The organism is Micromonospora sp. BL4, from assembly GCF_003667505.1.
GTDB lineage: Bacteria > Actinomycetota > Actinomycetes > Mycobacteriales > Micromonosporaceae > Micromonospora.
In genome coordinates this window covers 1-17,381 of sequence record NZ_RCVJ01000051.1, presented here as the reverse complement: position 1 = coordinate 17,381, position 17,381 = coordinate 1, and the positions used below count along the sequence as shown (strand labels likewise).

Sequence of the window (17,381 nt, the reverse complement as noted above, 5' to 3'; positions counted from 1 at the left end):
ATGCACACCGCGTTTCCCACTACGGACGGTGGACGGGGAAACACCATTTGTGAGGACGAGGGAGGGCGTGAGCATGAACGGGTACGACCGGTGAGCGGGCACGTGATGGTGTTCGCCCCCACGCCGCAGCTGACGGTGACCGTGGACCAGCCGAACGGCCAGCCCGAGCTGCACCTGCACCCGGGTGGGCAGGGTGTCTGGCAGGCCCGCATGGTGATGTCGCTCGGGGTCGACGTGGTGCTCTGCGCCGCGCTCGGCGGCGAGATCGGCCAGGTGCTGGAGCCGCTGCTCGTCAGCGAGGGCGTGGACCTCAAGGTGGTGGTCCGGGACTCCGGCAGCGGCGGGTACGTGCACGACCGCCGGGACGGGTCCCGGCAGGAGATCGCGGACGTGCCCGGGCAGCCACTGAGCCGACACGAGCTGGACGAGTTGTACAACCTGGCCCTCGGCGAGGGGCTGCGGGCGCCGGTGAGCGTGCTCAGTGGACCCAACGAGCCGTGGCTCGTCCCGGCCGACCTGTACCGGCGCTTCGCCGCGGATCTCGGTGCCAACGGCGGCCGGGTGGTGGTCGACCTATCCGGCGATCACCTCGGCGCGGTGCTGGACAGCGGGGTGTTCTTCCTGAAGGTCAGCCATGAGGAACTGATCCGCGACGGCCGCGCCCGCAACGAGGAGACCGCGGAGCTGACCCGGGCGATGTACGAGTTGCACGCCGCCGGCGCCGAGACGGTGGTGGTGAGCCGGGCCGACGAGCCGGCGCTCGCGCTCATCGACGGGGAGCTGTTCGAGGTGGAGATGCCCCGGTTGCAGGCGGCCGACCCGCGCGGCGCGGGCGACTCGATGACCGCCGGGGTGGCCGCCGTGGTGGCCGGCGGCGGTGACATCCGGACCGCCATCCGGACCGGCGCCGCCGCCGGAGCGCTGAACGTGACCCGGCACGGCCTGGGCACCGGGCGGCTGGACTCGATCACCGGTCTGGTGGAGCGGGTCCGGTTGGTCCCGGCGGACACCCGACAGCAGGAGCGGACCACCCCCGACGAACTGGCCGACCGGGCGGTCGAGCGATGACGCTGCGCGTGCTGGTCACCAACGACGACGGGATCGCCGCGCCGGGCATCCAGGCGTTGGCCTGGGCGGCGACGCAGCGGGGCCTGGACGTGGTGGTCGCCGCGCCGCTGGAGGAGGCGAGCGGCACCAGCGCCGCCATGAGCGCCATGGAGCAGGACGGGCGCGTGGTGGTGCACGAGCACCCGCTGACGGATCTGACGGGCGTGCCGGCGTACGGGGTGGGTGGTTCCCCGGGCTTCATCACGCTGATCGCGCTGCACGGCGCGTTCGGTCCGCCGCCGTCGGTGGTGCTCTCCGGCATCAACCGGGGCGCCAACGCCGGCCGCGCCGTGCTGCACTCGGGAACGGTCGGCGCCGCGTTCACCGCCGCCACGAACGGCTGCCGGGCGATGGCGGTCTCGCTGGACGTGCTGTCCGCGGGTGAGGCGACGGCCGCCAGCGGTGGCGCCGCGGTGGACGCCGCCGCCCGGGTACGCGACGCCGAACGCAACTGGAGCACCGCCGCGCGGGTCGCCCTGGACCTGCTCCCCCGGCTGACCGCCGCGCCGATCGAGAGCGTCCTCAACGTCAACGCACCGGACCTGCCGCACGGTCGGCTGCGTGGGGTGCGCCGCGGCACGCTGGCCAGTTTCGGTCAGGTGCAGATGACGGTGGCCGAATCGGGGCACGGCTTCGTCCGTACCTCGTTGGAGGAGCCGGGGCAGGCCGCACAGCCCGGCACGGACGTGGCGTTGCTGGCCGCGGGGTACGCGTCCGTGACGGCCATCCGTGCGGTCACCGAGATGACCGACGTGGACCTGGCCGGCCTGGACGAACAGCGCTGACCGGCTCGGGTCGGGCGTTTCAGCGCTCAGGCGCCGGGGAGCACCTCGGGGGTGGCGTTGCCGGCGAAGTAGGGCTCCGGGGCGCCGAAGAGGCCGAGCAGGCCGGTCACCCAGAGCTGCCGGTGCACGAACCGGCTCGGCTCGGTGACCACCAGCTTGACGCCGCTGACCTCGGCGGTCTGGAAGCCGGCCACCATCGCGCTGATGCCGACGGAGTCGATGAAGGTAACGAGCCTCATGTTCAGCTCGATGCGCAGCGGGCGGCCCTTGGCCAGCACCTCCGCGATCGCCTCGCGCACCTCGTACGCTGTGTCGACGTCGATCTCGCCCCGGGGGGCGATCTCCACGACACCACCGGACAAAACCGACTTCACGATCGACAGGCTCACGCGAGCACCTCCACCCGCCCGTCCCCCGGGCGCCTCATCAGTACGCGGGCCGCGACCGACAGTATTCCTTTGACGGCCTCGGTCGCCACCCCTCGGGATGAGCAATTCGCGGATCCGGGCACACCAAGTCGCCCATATCCGAACTTTTCGTTATCTGATCACTCAGTGCTTTTCGTTATCTGATCACTCGACGACCGGTCGGAACCGACGCATCGCCGGACCAGGGTAGCGGTCCCGGCCCGACGCGCCCGACAACCGGCCCACCAATGATGCCCGCCCCGTGTGACATCGGCGTGTCGCACCTCGTCGATCGACTCCGACCCGGCCGGGTGGTTGCCGATGCCACCTAGCATCGGCCAGGGAACCCACCGTGACGGAGAGGACCTTCAATGATCAAGAAACTGGCCGGGCTGGCCGGCGTCGGCGCCCTGCTCGCCCTCGTACTCGCCTGCGGTTTCGGTGGCGGCGGCGATGACGACGACGATGACGACGACTTCGCCCGGGGTGTCTCCGTGGTGGTGCTGCGCTGACTGTCCAGCGAGCCGGGTCGGCCGGGTTTGCGCTCGGCCGGCGCGGGGCACTGCGGGATAGGCGAATCGTGACGCGCTGGACAGACGCTGAAGTCCGAAGTGGCCGCCGGCTTCGGCACCCGAGGAGGTAACCACGATGTTCGGAACCAACATGCTGGACCGCCGCAGCAAGCCGGAGCGGATCGCGGACCAGGCGTGGGAGCACCTGGTCTCCGCCGTCAGTTCCGCGGGGGACAGTGTCCGGGGCACCGCCCGCTCCGCCCGACGCAGCAGCAGCGACCTCGCTGACGGCGCGGGCGACCTGGTGGGCTCCGCCGCCGACGAGGCGCGGCGCCGGGCCTCGCTGGCCTTCGACGCGCTCGCCGGTCGTCAGCCGGCACTGCCCTGGACGCTGCTGATCGGCGCCGCGCTGGTCGGCGCGGCGGTCGGCTGGGCCGTCGGCTCCGCCGCCCGGGCCGCGGGCAGCCGGGACGACCGCGCGGTCGACGACGTCGAGTTCGTCGACGTCGACCGCCCCAACTCCCCGATCGGCCTGAACGACTGAACCACCCGCCACTTCCGGGCCCCGCTCGACCCCGCCGGTCGACCGGGGCCCTCCTCTTTTCCCCACCCGCGCGGGTGATCGCGACGCGGGAGGCACGGCTCCTGCGGGCCGGTCCGCCAGGGCGCCGGACCCCTCAGGCAGCCCCGGCGGACCGGTGATCGGGGGCGGTCCGGGCACTGCCGACCGCGCCCGGACCACCGGTCAGCGGTTCCGCTGGGGGTGGCCGTCCGAGGAGGCAGGTGGGGTGCCGCGACCCGGGGGACGGGTCGGAGCGCACCGGCTCCCGCCTCCCGACGCGACGGCCGCCGCGACCGAGGAGCGCATTCACCGTAACCGATCGGACGGCGGTTTGGAAGCGCTCCCATCATCGATCCTCGTACACCCCGCCGGCACCGCACGGGGTTACCGCCGGACCGGACCTCACCCGAGCGGGGCGAGGACGGCTCACCCCCGTCGGCGGCAGGATCGGACCCCGGCGGACTCCGGCCGCGGCCGTCACCCGGTCCGCCGCCCACGCACCGGAGGAGGGACAGATGGCCATCGCGACGATCAGCCGCACCGACCAGGACATCCAGTCCGCCGTACTCGACGAGCTGACCTGGGAACCGCGGGTGCAGCCGCACGAGATCGGCGTGACCGTCGCCGAGGGCGTCGTCACGCTGACCGGGCGGGTGGACAGCTACGCGAAGAAGTGGGCCGCCGAGCGGGCCGCGCACCGGGTCGCACGGGTCCGGGCACTCGCCAACGACCTGACGGTGAGTCTGCCCGGCGAGGCCGAGCGCGCCGACCCCGACCTGGCCGCCGCGGCCGGCCACACCCTCGAATGGGACGCGTTCGTGCCGGTGGAGAAACTCCAGGTCACGGTCTCGGCCGGCTGGGTGACGTTGCACGGCGAGGTCGAGTGGGAGTACCAGCGCCGAGCCGCCGAGAGAGCGGTCAGCAGGCTGACCGGCGTACGCGGGGTGAGCAACGGGATCACCGTGCGTCCCTCCGCCGTACCGGACGGACGGGACCTGGCCGAGCGGATCGTCGACGCGCTGGCCCGGGCCGGGGCCACCGAGGCCGAACGGATCAGCGTCCGGGTGCACGGCGACACCGCCGTGCTCGCGGGGCTGGTGCACTCGATGCCCGAGCGGGCCGAGGTCGAGCAGGTGGCCTGGTCCGCGCCGGGGATCCGGGAGGTGCAGAACCACATCGCGGTCGCTCCGGTGCTGGGCTGAGCTGAGCGCGGAACCACCCGGGGCGGGTGAGCCGGTCTCACCCGCTCCAGCGCCAGGCTGGGGGCATGAGTGATCCGAACGGGCTGATCCAACCGGGGCGACCCGCGCCCGGCTTCACCCTGGCGAGCACCCCGGACGGGCGCCGGACCGGTCCCGAGCAGTTCCGCGGCCGGCCGGTCGTGCTCGCCTTCTACCCCGCCGACTGGAGCCCGGTCTGCGGTGACCAGATGTCGCTCTACCAGGCGGCGGCGCCGGTCTTCGAGCAGTACGACGCGGCGGTGCTCGGCATCTCGGTGGACAGCATCTGGTCGCACCGGGCGTTCGCCGAGAGCCGGGGCATCGCGTTTCCGCTGCTGGCGGACTTCGAGCCCAAGGGCGAGGTGTCCCGCCGGTACGGTGCGTACACCCCACAGGGCGAGGCGGCCCGGGCGCTGGTGGTGCTCGACCGGGCCGGGACGGTGGCCTGGAGCTACCTCTCCCCACCCGAGGTCAACCCCGGCGCGGACGGCATCTTCGACGCGCTGGACCAGCTCGCCACCGACCGGGAGGTGATGACCCGATGAGCACCCCGTTCCAGGTCACCGCCCGCCTCCGGGACCCGGTGACCACCGACGACCACATCCGGGGGCCGGCCGACGCGTCGGTCACGATCGTCGAGTACGGCGACTTCCAGTGCCAGTTCTGCGGCGCCGCGTACCCGAACCTGCACGAGCTGCTGCGACAGCGGGCCGACACGGTACGGATGGTCTTCCGCCACTTCCCGATCGCCAACATCCACCCGTACGCCGAACGCGCCGCCGAGACCGCCGAGGCCGCCGGGGCCCGCGGCCGTTTCTGGGAGATGCACGACTGGCTCTACGAGCACCAGGACCAGCTGGACCCGGTGCACCTCTCGCTCGGCGTCGAGCAGCTCGGACTGCCGCCGGACGAGCTGAACCAGGAGGTGGAGGGCGGGGTGCACGCCGACCGCGTGCGCCGGGACTTCGTCGGCGGGATCCGCAGCGGGGTGAACGGCACCCCGACCCTCTTCGTCAACGACGTCCGGCACGAGGGCGGGTACGACCTGGCGGACCTGCTGACCGCCGTCGACGCCGCGGCCAACACCTGACCCTGGCGGCCGGCGACCGGCCGACCGCTCAGATCAGCCGCAGCTCGCGCGCCCGCCGGACCGCCTCACGCCGGCGGGTCGCGTCGAGCTTGCGGTAGATGTTGCGGACGTGGGTTTTCACCGTGTTGACCGAGAGCGACAGTTCGCTGGCGATCTCCACGTTGGACAGGATGCTCTGCAGGTACCGCAGGATGGTCAGCTCCCGCTCGGTGAGCGGCTCGTCGAGGGCGCCGCCCAGGTCGGCCGGTGGTCGGGCCGTGGACTGCTCGGCTCCCCGGACCAGGTCGCTGACCAGCGAGAAGTGCGCGGTACCCGCGTCCAGGTGCGCCGCCAGCAGGTCCCGCACCGGCGGCTCGGCGCGGGTGAAGACCCGGCGGCAGCCCTGCGGGCCGGCCAGGTCGAGCACCTGCTCCAGGATCCGGCCGGCCCGGCGCCCGTCGCCGCCCCGCTCGGCCAGCACCGCGCCCAGCAGGCCGGCGTCCAGGCGGACCGGCAGGGGCCAGGTCGCGGCCGGTGACGCCTGCCAGTCCGGCAGCGCCCGTCCGGCCGCGCCGAGGTCGCCGGACCGCAGCTCCAACCGGGCCAGGGTCACCGCGAGCGCGGGGTCGGCCGTCTCGTCGGCGACACCGGTCAGCAGGTCGCGGGCGGCGTCCAGGTCACCCCGCTCGGCCCGCAGGTCGGCTTCGGCCGCCCGCAGCAGGTTCGCCAGCTCGGCGGCGGACGGCCGGTCGGTCAACGATTCCCGGGCCCGGACGAGCAGCCGCTGGCCGGCGGCCGGGTCACCGGCGTCGCGGTGCAGGTACGCCCGGCAGAGCGCGGCCACCGCCGCCGCCACCGGCTCGGCCGGCAGCTCCGTCGACCAGTCGTCCCCGGAATCCGCCGCGGCCGACCCGGTCGCCGGGGCGGCGAGGGCGAGGTTGGCCCCCGCCTCCTCGGGCTGGTCCCGGTGCAGCGCCACCACCGCCAGGGCGAGGTGGGCGTAGGCGCAGTCGAGCCGGCAGGACCAGCCACGGCACGGCGGCATGCCCAGCGCGTCCCGGGCGGCCTGCTCCGCCGCGCGCAGGTCGCCACGCACCGCGAGCAGCAGCGCGGAGCGGCTGGCGGCGGCCAACTCGGTACGCGGCCGGCCGGCCTCCCGGGCCGCCGCCCGGGCCCGGACGAACCGGGCGTCGGGCAGCGCGCCGGCCGCCAACTCGACGAGCCCCAGGGCGGTGCCGGTGAACGCCCGCAGGTCCGCGTCCTCGGCGGCGCTGCCCGTACCCGCGGCGAGCGCGTGGTTCGGCGCCCCGGTCGTCGGCGGACCCGACGCCGCTCTCGGCCCGGCGCCGACCGGACGGGTCCGTAGCAGCCGGGCGGCGGCGGCCCGGACCTCGGCCGGATCGCCGGCGAGTCGGGCCAGGGTCAGCTCCAGCGCGGTGGCCAGCCGCAGGAACCGGTCCCGGCGCGGCACCGGCAGGCCGTCGGCGTACCCGGCGGCGGCACGCAGGTGGCCGCTGGCTGCCGGCAGGTCGCCGGCGTACGCCCGCTCGGCGGCGCAGGCCAACGCGACCTCCGGGTCGGCGCGCAGCACCGCCGGCGGCGGGGACATCGGGGCCGGGCCCGTCGTCGGATCGGCGTCGTACCGGGTCAGCTCCGGCCAGTGCGCGACGAACAGGTCGCCGGCCCGGTCCCACCGGCCGGCGGCCAGCGCGTGCCGCAAGCCGTCCACCGGGCGTCCGTCACCGGCGTACCAGTCGGCCGCCCGCGCGTGCAGCTCACGCACCTCGTCGGCGGGCAGCCGGGCCAGCTCGGCCCGGAGCAGGTCGGCCAGCAGCGGATCGCAGCGGTACCACGGCGGGCGGCTCTCCGCCCGGTGCAGCAGACCGCCCGCGCCGGCCAGGTCGGCCAGCGCCCGCCCGGCGTCGGCGCGGCCGGTCAGCGCCTCGGCCAGGTCCGCGCAGACCGTCTCGGCGAGGGCGGTGCGGCGCAGCAGGTCGCGGTCGGCCGGATCGATCGTGGCGAGCACCTCCTCGTGCAGATAGCCGGCGATCTCCGGTTGGTCGCCGCCGAACTGCGCCACCCACCGTTCCGGGTCGGGATGCCCGCGCAACGCCAGCGCGGCGATCCGCAGCGCGGCCGGCCATCCCCCGGTGCGCTCGCGCAGCCGGTGCAGGGCGGCGGCCGGCAGCGGCGCCCCGTGCGCGGTGAGCAGGTCGGCCACCTCGTCATCGGTGAAGGCCAGCTCGTCCGGGCCGATCTCGGTCAGCTCGCCGGCCAGACGGAGCCGATGCAGGGCCAGCGGCAACCCGGCCCGGGCCCCGACCACCACATGCAGCCGCTGCTCGGCGTGCCGGAGCAGGAACTCCAGCCCGGTCAGCGCGGCGGGGTCGGCGACCCGGTGCAGGTCGTCCAGGACCAGCAGCACCGGTCGGTCCAGGGTGGCGAGCGCGGCGGCCAGCAGCTCCAACTGGTCCGGGCGCGGCGGCCGGTCGGGCACCGGCGCCGCCGGGTCGTCCTCCGTCGACCCGGTCGCCGCCCGCAACGCCGCCGCCAGGTACGCCCAGAGCCGGTCGCCGTCGTCGCCGACCTCCACCGACACCCACGCCGGCCCCAGCCCGGCCCCGGTGCCAGCGGCCAGCCGCACCCAGGAGGCGAGCAGGGTGGTCTTGCCCCAGCCGGCGGGTGCGGCGACCAGGGTCACCGGTCCCGCGCTGCCCTCGTCGAGTCGGCGCAGCAGGCGGGGCCGGGCCACCACCGGCTCGGGCGGCGCCGCCGGGGTCAGTCGGGACGCCAGCAGCGGCGGGTCCGACGGGCGGCCCGGTGCCGTACCGACCCGTGCGCGATCCAGCTCTTCCGGCACCCGGCTCCACCCCCACCACCGCGTTCCACCCCCGGTCGGCGAGCGGTTACCCGGCGCGGACGCGTTCACCCCTTCGGGGCGAGCCCGCTTCACCCGGTCGCGGCCGAGGATCCGGGGGAGGGAGACCGACCGACGGGTGGGACCCATGTGACGGCTGGCGCGGACGGGATCGACCGTGCTCACGAGCTGCCGCAGCGGGCGGCGGATGGCAGACTCTGGGGATGGCCGGGGAGCGGACGTACGACGTGGTGCTGTTCGGAGCCACCGGGTTCACCGGGGGGCTGACCGCCGAATACCTGGCCCGGCACGCGCCGTCCGGGCTGCGCTGGGCGTTGGCCGGCCGCAACCCGGGCCGCCTCGCCGCCGTACGGGACCGGCTCGCCGCGATCGACCCGGCGCTGGCCGGGCTGCCGCTGCTCACCGCCGACGTGACCGACGCCGGTTCGCTGCGGGCGGTGGCCGAGAGCGCCCGGGTGGTGGCCAGCACGGTCGGCCCGTACATCCACCACGGGGAGCCGCTGGTCGCGGCGTGCGCCCGGGCCGGCACCGACTACCTGGACATCACCGGCGAGCCGGAGTTCGTCGACCTGATGTACGTCCGTCACCACGCCGAGGCGACCCGCACCGGCGCGCGGCTGGTGCACGCCTGCGGGTTCGACTCCATCCCGCACGACCTGGGTGTCTGGTTCACCGTCAAGCAGCTGCCCGCCGACGCGCCGATCGCCGTGGACGGGTACGTCCGTGCCGGCGGCCAGTTCTCCGCCGGCACGTACCAGTCCGCGCTCACCGCGTTCTCCCGCACGAAGCAGGCCAGCCAGGCCGCCCGGGATCGCCGGGCAGTCGAGCCGCGCCCCGCCGACCGCCGGGTCCGAGCGGTGCCGGGCCGGCTGGGCCGCTCGGCGGAGCTGGGGATCTGGACCGTACCGCTGCCCACCATCGACCCGCAGGTGGTACGCCGCTCGGCGGCGGCCCGCCCGGAGTACGGCCCGAACTTCCGCTACCGGCACTTCGCCGCGGTGAAGCGGCTGCCCACCGTGCTGGCCGCGGGAGCCGGGCTCGGCGCGCTGGTCGGGCTGTTGAAGCTGCCGCCCACCCGGCGCTGGCTGCTCGGGCGGCTGGCGTCCGGGCACGGGCCCACCCCGCAGCGGCGGGCGGCGTCCTGGTTCCGGGTCCGGTTCGTCGGCACCGGTGGCGGGCGCCGGGTGGTCACCGAGGTGGCCGGCGGCGACCCGGGCTACGACGAGACGGCGAAGATGCTCGCCGAGTCGGCGCTCTGCCTGGCGTTCGACGAGCTGGCGCCGACCGCCGGGCAGGTCACCCCGGTCGTCGCGATGGGCGACGCGCTGCTCGACCGGCTGATCCGGGCCGGGCTGACCTTCCGGGTGCTGAAGCAGGAGGCCGCGACCCCGACGCCCGAGGCCGCCGACCGGACGGCCGCGCCCGGCGCGGAGTCGACGGCTTGACCCTCGACCGGGTCGAGGGGGCAGGATGCCCGTCGTGGAGAGCGACCTGCACAGCATCGGTGAGCTGGCCCGGGCCAGCGGCCTGACCGTCAGCGCGCTGCGCTTCTACGACTCGGCGGGCGTGCTCGAACCGGCCCTGGTCGACCCGGTGACCGGCTACCGCTGGTACACCGACGCGCAGATCGCCCCGGCCCGGCTGGTGGCCGGGCTGCGCCGGGTCGGCATGCCCGTGCCGGAGATCGCCGCGGCGGTGCGCGCCGAGCCGGCCACGGTGCACCGGCTGCTCGACACGCACCTGCGCCGGTTGGCGGACGGGCTCGCGGACGCCCGCCGGGAGGTCGCCCGCCTCCGGGCCCTGGTGGACCCGGCGCCGGCGGCGATCACCACGCTGCTGCTCTCCCCCGCCGAACTGGCCGCCGCCGTCGACGCGGTGCGCTTCGCCGTCGGCGACGACCCGGAGCTGCCGGCCCTCTCCGGCGTGCTGTTCGACGTGGAGCCGGACGGCGTCCGGCTGGTCGCCACCGACCGGCACCGGCTCGCGCTGGCCCGGGCCGGGGCGACCGTCGACGGACCGCCGGTGCGGGTGCTCGTCGGAGTGGACCTCGTCGACCGGCTCCGCGCTCTGCTGGACCCCACCGACCCCGGGTCGGTGCGGCTGACCGTGATCGGTGCGGACCTGCGCGTCGCGGTGGCCGGTCGGACACTGACGGGCGCCGCGCTGCCGTACGACTTCCCGGACTACCGCAGGCTGCTGCGGGAGGCCCTCGGCGAGAGCCCGGCCGCGTACCGGATCCCGGTCGACGTGGCCGCGCTGCGCGCCGCGCTCACCGATCCGGCGGCCCCCACGGTGGCCCGCGAATACGACGGCCGGTCGCTGGCGATCACCGTGCTCGGCCTCGACGACCGGGCCGGCGTCCGCCTGCTGCCCACCGCCGGCCCGACCGGGGACCGGATGACGTCGCCGGACCCGGTCGGTGGGCTGCGGGTCGGGGTGAACGGCGCGTACCTGCTGGACGCGCTGGACGCGGCCGGCGGCTCGCAACTGGTCCTGGAGCTGGACGGGCCGATCGCCCCGCTGGCCGTACGCCGCCCGGACGACACGGACACGTTCTCCGTGCTGATGCCGATCCGGCTCTGAACCCGTCGTCGGTTCCCAGGCGGTGGGCTCGCGCTCCCCGTCCCGAACCGAACGGGGCGCGACGGTAGCATCTGTGGGTCCACCTGTGACCCCGGACGGAGGCGTACGGAGCAGCATGCTCGACATGGAGTTGATCCGGAAGGATCGCGAGGCGGTGGCGACCGCGCTGGCGAAGCGACTGGATCCCGCCGAGGTCAACCGGGCCCTGGACGAGATCCAGCGGCTCGACCAGGAACGGCGCGCCCTCATCACGGAGATCGACGCGGAGCGGCAGCGCCGCAAGGCGGAGGCCCGGGCGTACGCGCAGGCGAAGCGTGCCGGCACCGAGCCGCAGGTCACCGCACCGGAGACGGAGCGCAAGCAGCTCGCCGATCTGGAGTCCCAGCTGGACGAGGTGCAGGCCCGGCTGCGGGACGCGATGAGCGAGCTGCCGAACCTGCCCAGCGACGACGTGCTTCCCGGCGGCAAGGAGGCGAACCGGGTCGTCAAGACCTTCGGCGAGCCGCCGGCCATCGAGAAGGTCCGCGACCACGTGGAGCTGTCCCGGGCGCTGGGCCTGGTCGACTACGAGCGTGGCGTCAAGCTCGGCGGCTCCGGCTTCTGGATGTACACGGGGGTCGGCGCGCGGCTGGAGTGGGCGCTGCTGAACTACTTCATCGACCAGCACATCAGGGCCGGGTACGAGTTCCTGCTCCCGCCGCACCTGCTGCTCGACTCGGCCGGCTTCGCCGCCGGGCAGTTCCCGAAGTTCTACGACGACGTCTACCACCTGGACCGGGAGTCCGCCCCGCGCGGGCAGTTCCTGCTGCCCACCTCGGAGACGGCGATTCTCGGCGCGTACCAGGACGAGATCCTGGAGACCCCGAAGCTGCCGCTGAAGGCGTTCGCGTACACGCCGTGCTACCGGCGCGAGTCGGCCGGCTCGCACTCGGACGAGCGCGGCACGGTGCGCGGGCACCAGTTCAACAAGGTGGAGATCTTCCAGTTCACCCTGCCGGAGCAGGCCGACGACGCGCTGGAGGAGATGCTCGCCCACGCGGAGAGCCTGGTGGAGGGGCTGGGCCTGCACTACCAGCGCACCCTGCTCTCCGCCGGTGACTCCAGCGCGTCGATGAAGAAGACCCTCGACATCGAGGTGTGGATGCCGAGCACCGGCAAGTACAAGGAGGTGTCGTCGGTCTCCTGGGCCGGTGACTACCAGGCCCGCCGGGCGGCCATCCGCTACCGGGAGCCGGGCGGCAAGCAGACCCGCTTCGTGCACACCCTCAACGGCTCGGCGCTGGCCACCAGCCGGCTGTTCCCGGCCATCCTGGAGCAGTTCCAGCAGGCCGACGGCTCGGTCCTGATCCCCGAGGTCCTCCGCGACCGGATGGGCACCGACCGCCTGACGCCGCTGCGCTAGCCGATCCGTTCGACGGGGGCCGGGTCCACCCCGGCCCCCGTCGGCGTATCCGCCGGCGTCCGGGCGCTCTTCCGGACGCCCAGGCCAACGCCCACCGCGGTGAGCAGGACGAGGGCGGCGAGCAGCGCCGCCGGGCCGAGCGTGTCCAGGGTGTCGGCAAGGGCGTGCTGCACCCGCGACGCCACCCGGATCACCGGGTCGTGCAGGGCGTCGCGGCGGCCGGCGGCCAGCCGCAACTCGTACCAGCCGTACCAGGCGACGTAGCCGCCGGCGAGCAGCAGCACCAGCCCGCTGAGCCGGGGCACCAACGCGCCGGCGCCGCGCAGTCGGGCCACCAGCCCGTCGCGCAGCAGCGCCACGCCGAGCGCGGCGACCGCGACCACCAGCCCCATCCCGAGGGCGTACGCGCCGAACAGCGCCAGCCCGTGTCCGGTCGAGCCGGCCTGAAGACTGGTCACCACGATGGCCAGGAACGGTGCGATGGCGCAGCCGAGCGACGCCAACGCGTACGCCGCGCCGAACAGCGCCATCGACGGCCAGGAACGGGTCAGCCGGGGCGCCCGGGCGGACCAGCCGGGCGCGGGCAGCCGCCGGCCGGCGAGCAGCCAGCACCCGGCCGCCACCAGCAGCAGCCCGAGAACCACCGTCAGCCACGGCAGGCGGGGCCGCAGCCAGCCGGCCAGTGGCGCGAGCGCCAGGCCGAAGGCGCCGAAGACCAGCACGTACCCCAGGGTGAGCCCGGCCGCCGCGGTGAGCGCGCGGCCGACCGCGCCGCGGGCGTCCGGCGCCCCGGCGACCAGCAGTGAGAGGTACGCGGGCAGCAACGCGAAGCCGCACGGGTTGACCGCGCCGAGCATGCCGGCGGTCAGCGCGAGCAGCAGCGGGCCGGTCACGCCCCGGCCAGCGCGCGGACCCGGGCGGTGAGCGCCTCGCCGTCCAGGAAGCCCTGGTGGACGACCTTGCCGTCCCGATCGATGATCAGGAAGGTGCTCTGCTCGATCACCTTGAACCGACGCCACAGCTTGCCGGCGCGGTCGTCGATCTGCGGCGTCCCGGCGAGCTCGAACTCGGTGACGAAGTCCTTCATCGCCCGCTGTTCACCGAGGCCGGCCACGCCGACGATCGACACGGTGTCCCGGTACTTCGGCGCGATGTCGGCGACCGTCCAGGCCTGGCTGGCGCAGGTGGCGCACCACGGGGCCCAGAACCACAGCACCACCGGCCGGCCCGCGAGCTGCGCCGCGTCGAACGCGGTGCCGGTGAGGGTGGTTCCGGCGAAGCGCAGGGTGTCCGGGACCCGGGCCGGGGTCGGGACGGCGCTCGGCGAGCCGGGCGCGGCGGCGGTGGCACTGGCGGTGGCAGTGGCGGGCGGGGCGTCGGCGGCCGCCGGCGGCGGGGTGGCCGTGCCGGTGCAGGAGACCGCGCCGAGCAGCGCCGCGACCAGCGCGGCGGCCGTGCCGGCCCGACGTGGCCACCTCCGTACGTGCCAGCTGCGCATCCGCGTCTCCCTCCACAGTCGTCAGGAAAGGCACCCTCCTCCGCCCGAGGCGTCCGGAAGGGCCCTCTCCTACTCGGCCTTCGCTAGTCGGAGGGCGAGCTCCGGGCAGACCTTGACCGCCTTCAACGCGCCCTCCCGCAGCCAGGTCGGCACGGGGGTGGGCGGGAAGGCGGGGTAACCGTTGGCGTCCAGCCGGATGAAGTCGGGCACCACGTGGGCGCAGAGCCCGTGCCCGTCGCAGCGCGACCAGTCCAGGGTGAGCTTCTGCGGGTCTCCGTCCGGCGCGCCCGGCAGCCCCATCACGCCCTTGACCCGCCGGCCGCAGCCGTCGCCGGTGCTGTGCAGCCGCAGGTCGTCGGCGAAGACCTCGATCGCGGAGAGGGCGAACCGGGCGGTGCCGTCCGGGTGGCTGCACGCGCCCCGGCCCTTCACCTCGCCGGCGGCGGCCCGCACCACCTCCGCCGGTTGGCTGCCGGCGACCGCCAGGTCCACCGCGCGGGCCAGGTCCGGCAGGCCCATCTTGCACGGTCCGCACTGGCCGGCGGACTCACCGGCCAGGTAGCGCACCACCTGGGCGGCCTCACCGAGCGGGCAGGTGTCGACACCGATCGGGATGATGATGCCCGCGCCGAGGGTGCCGCCGACCGCCGCCAGGCCCTTGCGGGAGACCTCGGCCTTCTCCGCCGCCTCGGGGGTGATCCACTTGCCGTGGTAGCCGCCCATCAGGATGCCCTGGACGTCGGGCACCTCGCACAGGTCGAGGACGTCGCGCAGCGGCATACCGGCGGTGCACTCCACCACCGCCGGTCGGCCGGCCGCGCCGGTCACGGTGAGCAGCACGGTGCCTGGCTCGTCGTCGGTGCCGAGCGCCGCGTACTCGTACGGGCCCAGTCGGGCACCGACGGCGAGTTGGGCGAACGTCTCGGCGTTGGACAGCAGGGTGGGCAGGCCGCTGACCCCGGAGTCGCTGGAGCGCTTCTTGGTGCCCGGCGGGATGTGCGGCAGCCCGTTGATCCCGTTGACAAGCGCGCCGCCCTCGCCGGAGATGAACCGGTGCGGCACGGTGACGATCGTCGTCTGCACCGGCATCCGGCGCTCTTCGAGCGCTTCCATCAGCGAGTCCCGGCCGACCCCGTCGTCCGCCACGCCGATGACGATCTCGTCGGCGTCCAGCGCGTACGCGGCCAGCGCCGCCCCGTCCAGGATCAGGTGCGGGGCGCGGGTCAGCAGCACCTTGTCCTTCCAGCTGGCCGGTTCCCCCTCGCTGGCGTTGACCACCACCACGGCGGCGAGGTCCTGCCGCTCGCAGGACTCCAGCACCGCGCGCATCTTGCGGGCGAACGGGAAACCCGCCCCGCCCTTGCCCTTGAGCTGCATGCCCTCGGCGAGCCGGAGCAGCTGGGCCGGTTCCATCGGGCCGATCGGCCCGTGCACCTCGTCGTGCGCGGCCAGGTCCAGCCGGCCGAACTCGGCGAACCCGGCGGTGAGCCGGGGCTCGCCGACGCAGGCCACCGGAGGCACGGTCGTACGCATCACTTCGCCTCACCCCGCAACCCGGCCCAGTACGCCCCGTCCACCGCGTCCGCGTTGGCCTTGCGGCGCTTGGCGGCCCGGCCCTCGGCCCGTCGGGCACGGCGGGACGCCAGGTCGACCAGGGTCGGGGTGTCGTCCACGGGAGGCGCGACCTCGTCCGGCACGTACCGGGCCGGCGGGCGCCAGTAGTCCGGCTCCTCCGGCAGGTCGTCCTCGGCGCTGTGCCGGCCGCTGCCGCTGCGCGGCGCCGCGGAGATCGGCCCAGCGGAGATCGGCTCGGCGGAGACCGGACCGGCCGAGATCGGCTCCGCGGCCTGCCACCGGCGTGGGCTGTCCCACGGCTCCTCGGGCTCCTCGATCCGCCGGGGCGGGGTCGAGTACCGGGTGCCGTCGTCCTCCACGCGGGAGCGGCGGGTGGACCGCTCGGCGACCGGCTCCTCGACCGGCGCGCCGCTTCGCCGCCGCCCGGTCGGGACCGCCTCGTCCCGGTCGCGGACGCGCTCGCCGCGGCGCCGGGCCACCGGCTCCAGCTCTTCCTCGTCGCGCCGGTCGCGCGCGGCCCGTTCGGTGCCCCGGCGGGCCACCGGCTGCTCGTCGCGCCGGCGTCGGCTGGGCCGGACGGGTTCGCTGAGCGAGCCCGGCTCGGGCACCACCGGAACGGTGAACCGCTCGGGGTCGCGCGGGCGGGCGGTGGCCGGCGCGGCCCACGTGGCGGTGGTGGTCTCCGCCCAGGCGGGCCGCTTCTCCGCTCCGCTGTCGCGGCGTCGGCCGAGCCCGGCCAGCACGGTCCGGCCGCGACCCTCGTCGCCGACCCGGCCGGCCATCGCCGCGTTGCGCACGGCGGCCTGGTGCTGCTCGCGGCTGCGCCGGCCGATGGTGACCGAGAGCCGGACGAGCAACGCCAGGACCACCAGCAGGACGCAGGCGAGGTAGCTGAACACCACCCAGGACTGCGCGGCCCGACCGGCGTTGAGGCCGTGGAACAGGGCGAACGGCCAGGCGACGTACGCCATGGAGTGCAGCGAGCGCCAGAGCCACTTCGGACCGACGCCGGCGAAGCGGGCGCGGATGATGCCGGTCCAGATCACGCTGGCCATCAGCAGGGCAGCCACCGTGCCGAGCCCGACGTAGAGCCCCCGGCCGCCGACGAACGGCACCAGCGCGTCGGTCGCCGCCGCCCGCCCGGTCGCGATCTTGGTCAGCACGTGGAAGAGCAGCCCGGCGACGCCGAGTACGCCGGTGGCCCGGTGCGCCGACTGCAACAGCACCCGGTGCGAGATGCGCAGCACGAGGCGGTCGGTGGCGAGCAGGCCGAGCATCACGGTGAGGCTCAGCGACACCAGGGCGATCACGCCGGCGAAGAACTCGGTGAAGAAGAAGCCGTACGCGTACGCCTTCTGACCCGCGCCGGTCAGCATGGTCGCCGCCCAGAGCGCGGCGAGCACCGACGCGATCAGCAGGGTGGTCGCCGACCGTGACCGGGTTCGCACCCCCCGACTGCTGGCGCTGGTCCGGACGGGGGGCGCCTTCTGGTTCTGCTTTGCCCGGGCCATCTGCTCCTCGATCGTCTCGCGGCGGCGCACCACCGGCCGACCCCTGCTCCCCCATCCAGTACGGACCGAAGGGGCGCGCGGATCACCCCGGGATGGAAATTTCTGGGCCGGATCGAACCAACCGCCGCCGGGGCGCGTGTAGCGGCGATCGCAAGGCAGTGATGAATGTCCATGCATTGACAGTCGCTGCAACACGCTTGTAATCTTCCGGCAAATTTCAGCCCTGGTTGCAAGATTCCGACAACCGGGCTGTCCCCGTCGCACCCCCACCC

The 17,381-nt window shown here is 74.8% G+C and carries 16 protein-coding genes; 10 read left to right on the top strand and 6 right to left on the bottom strand.

All coding sequences use genetic code 11. The annotated features are described in order from the left end of the window. The first annotated feature begins 90 nt into the window (after positions 1–90). Together EAD89_RS02450 and surE are read left to right on the top strand one after the other, a co-directional pair. Positions 91–1,068, top strand: coding sequence for a PfkB family carbohydrate kinase (locus EAD89_RS02450; protein ID WP_233578113.1), 978 nt, complete (start codon positions 91–93; stop codon positions 1,066–1,068). Continuing rightward, complete coding sequence (gene surE / locus EAD89_RS02445; RefSeq protein WP_121655857.1) at positions 1,065–1,892, top strand: 5'/3'-nucleotidase SurE; 828 nt, start codon at positions 1,065–1,067, stop codon at positions 1,890–1,892. The genes EAD89_RS02450 and surE overlap by 4 nt, the downstream gene beginning before the upstream one ends. A 26-nt stretch (positions 1,893–1,918) precedes the next feature. Here the strand turns inward: surE and EAD89_RS02440 are convergent, their stop codons facing one another. Continuing rightward, positions 1,919–2,281: an STAS domain-containing protein gene (locus EAD89_RS02440; protein WP_121655858.1), complete on the bottom strand. Its 363-nt coding sequence runs from the start codon at positions 2,279–2,281 to the stop codon at positions 1,919–1,921. Between the two features lie 389 nt (positions 2,282–2,670). Here EAD89_RS02440 and EAD89_RS30365 point away from each other — a divergent pair, with 389 nt between their 5' ends. From EAD89_RS30365 to EAD89_RS02420, 5 genes are all read left to right on the top strand, one after another. After that, the gene (locus tag EAD89_RS30365) at positions 2,671–2,811 is read left to right on the top strand and encodes a hypothetical protein (RefSeq protein ID WP_158609829.1); all 141 of its coding nucleotides are present in this window, start codon (positions 2,671–2,673) and stop codon (positions 2,809–2,811) included. A 136-nt stretch (positions 2,812–2,947) separates the two neighbouring features. Next, entirely contained in the window at positions 2,948–3,355 is a 408-nt protein-coding gene (locus tag EAD89_RS02435; RefSeq protein WP_121655859.1) for a hypothetical protein, read from the top strand. A gap of 533 nt (positions 3,356–3,888) precedes the next feature. Next, on the top strand, positions 3,889–4,575 hold the full coding sequence (locus EAD89_RS02430) for a BON domain-containing protein (RefSeq protein ID WP_121674533.1): 687 nt from the start codon (positions 3,889–3,891) through the stop codon (positions 4,573–4,575). 65 nt (positions 4,576–4,640) lie between these two features. Next, positions 4,641–5,138: a redoxin domain-containing protein gene (locus EAD89_RS02425; protein WP_121674532.1), complete on the top strand. Its 498-nt coding sequence runs from the start codon at positions 4,641–4,643 to the stop codon at positions 5,136–5,138. Then, a complete protein-coding gene (locus EAD89_RS02420; RefSeq protein ID WP_121655862.1) occupies positions 5,135–5,683 on the top strand; it encodes a DsbA family protein in 549 nt (182 codons plus the stop codon). Before EAD89_RS02425 ends, EAD89_RS02420 begins: the two co-directional genes overlap by 4 nt. 28 nt (positions 5,684–5,711) lie before the next feature. On the opposite strand, the gene EAD89_RS02415 is transcribed toward EAD89_RS02420, so the two are convergent. Then, a complete protein-coding gene (locus EAD89_RS02415) occupies positions 5,712–8,615 on the bottom strand; it encodes a LuxR C-terminal-related transcriptional regulator (protein ID WP_121674541.1) in 2,904 nt (967 codons plus the stop codon). A 128-nt stretch (positions 8,616–8,743) separates the two neighbouring features. Here EAD89_RS02415 and EAD89_RS02410 point away from each other — a divergent pair, with 128 nt between their 5' ends. The 3 genes from EAD89_RS02410 (at position 8,744) to serS (ending at position 12,525) form a co-directional block, all read left to right on the top strand. Next, positions 8,744–9,985 carry a trans-acting enoyl reductase family protein gene (locus EAD89_RS02410; protein ID WP_121674531.1) on the top strand — a complete coding sequence of 414 codons (1,242 nt, stop codon included), beginning with the start codon at positions 8,744–8,746 and terminating at the stop codon, positions 9,983–9,985. Positions 9,986–10,010: 25 nt separating this feature from the next. Next, positions 10,011–11,123 carry a MerR family transcriptional regulator gene (locus tag EAD89_RS02405; RefSeq protein ID WP_121674530.1) on the top strand — a complete coding sequence of 371 codons (1,113 nt, stop codon included), beginning with the start codon at positions 10,011–10,013 and terminating at the stop codon, positions 11,121–11,123. A gap of 115 nt (positions 11,124–11,238) precedes the next feature. Then, complete coding sequence (serS, locus tag EAD89_RS02400; protein WP_121674529.1) at positions 11,239–12,525, top strand: serine--tRNA ligase; 1,287 nt, start codon at positions 11,239–11,241, stop codon at positions 12,523–12,525. Here the strand turns inward: serS and EAD89_RS02395 are convergent. The 4 genes from EAD89_RS02395 to EAD89_RS02380 all read right to left on the bottom strand — a co-directional run bounded on the left by EAD89_RS02395 (position 12,522) and on the right by EAD89_RS02380 (position 17,142). Beyond that, positions 12,522–13,418 carry a cytochrome c biogenesis CcdA family protein gene (locus EAD89_RS02395; protein ID WP_233578111.1) on the bottom strand — a complete coding sequence of 299 codons (897 nt, stop codon included), beginning with the start codon at positions 13,416–13,418 and terminating at the stop codon, positions 12,522–12,524. The genes serS and EAD89_RS02395 overlap by 4 nt on opposite strands. Continuing rightward, positions 13,415–14,023, bottom strand: coding sequence for a redoxin domain-containing protein (locus EAD89_RS02390; RefSeq protein ID WP_121674528.1), 609 nt, complete (start codon positions 14,021–14,023; stop codon positions 13,415–13,417). The genes EAD89_RS02395 and EAD89_RS02390 overlap by 4 nt, the downstream gene beginning before the upstream one ends. 69 nt (positions 14,024–14,092) lie before the next feature. Beyond that, positions 14,093–15,556, bottom strand: a complete 1,464-nt coding sequence (locus EAD89_RS02385; protein WP_199723212.1) for an NADH-quinone oxidoreductase subunit NuoF family protein — start codon at positions 15,554–15,556, stop codon at positions 14,093–14,095. Next, positions 15,556–17,142 carry a ferric reductase-like transmembrane domain-containing protein gene (locus tag EAD89_RS02380; RefSeq protein WP_233578109.1) on the bottom strand — a complete coding sequence of 529 codons (1,587 nt, stop codon included), beginning with the start codon at positions 17,140–17,142 and terminating at the stop codon, positions 15,556–15,558. Before EAD89_RS02380 ends, EAD89_RS02385 begins: the two co-directional genes overlap by 1 nt. Between the last annotated feature and the right edge of the window lie 239 nt (positions 17,143–17,381).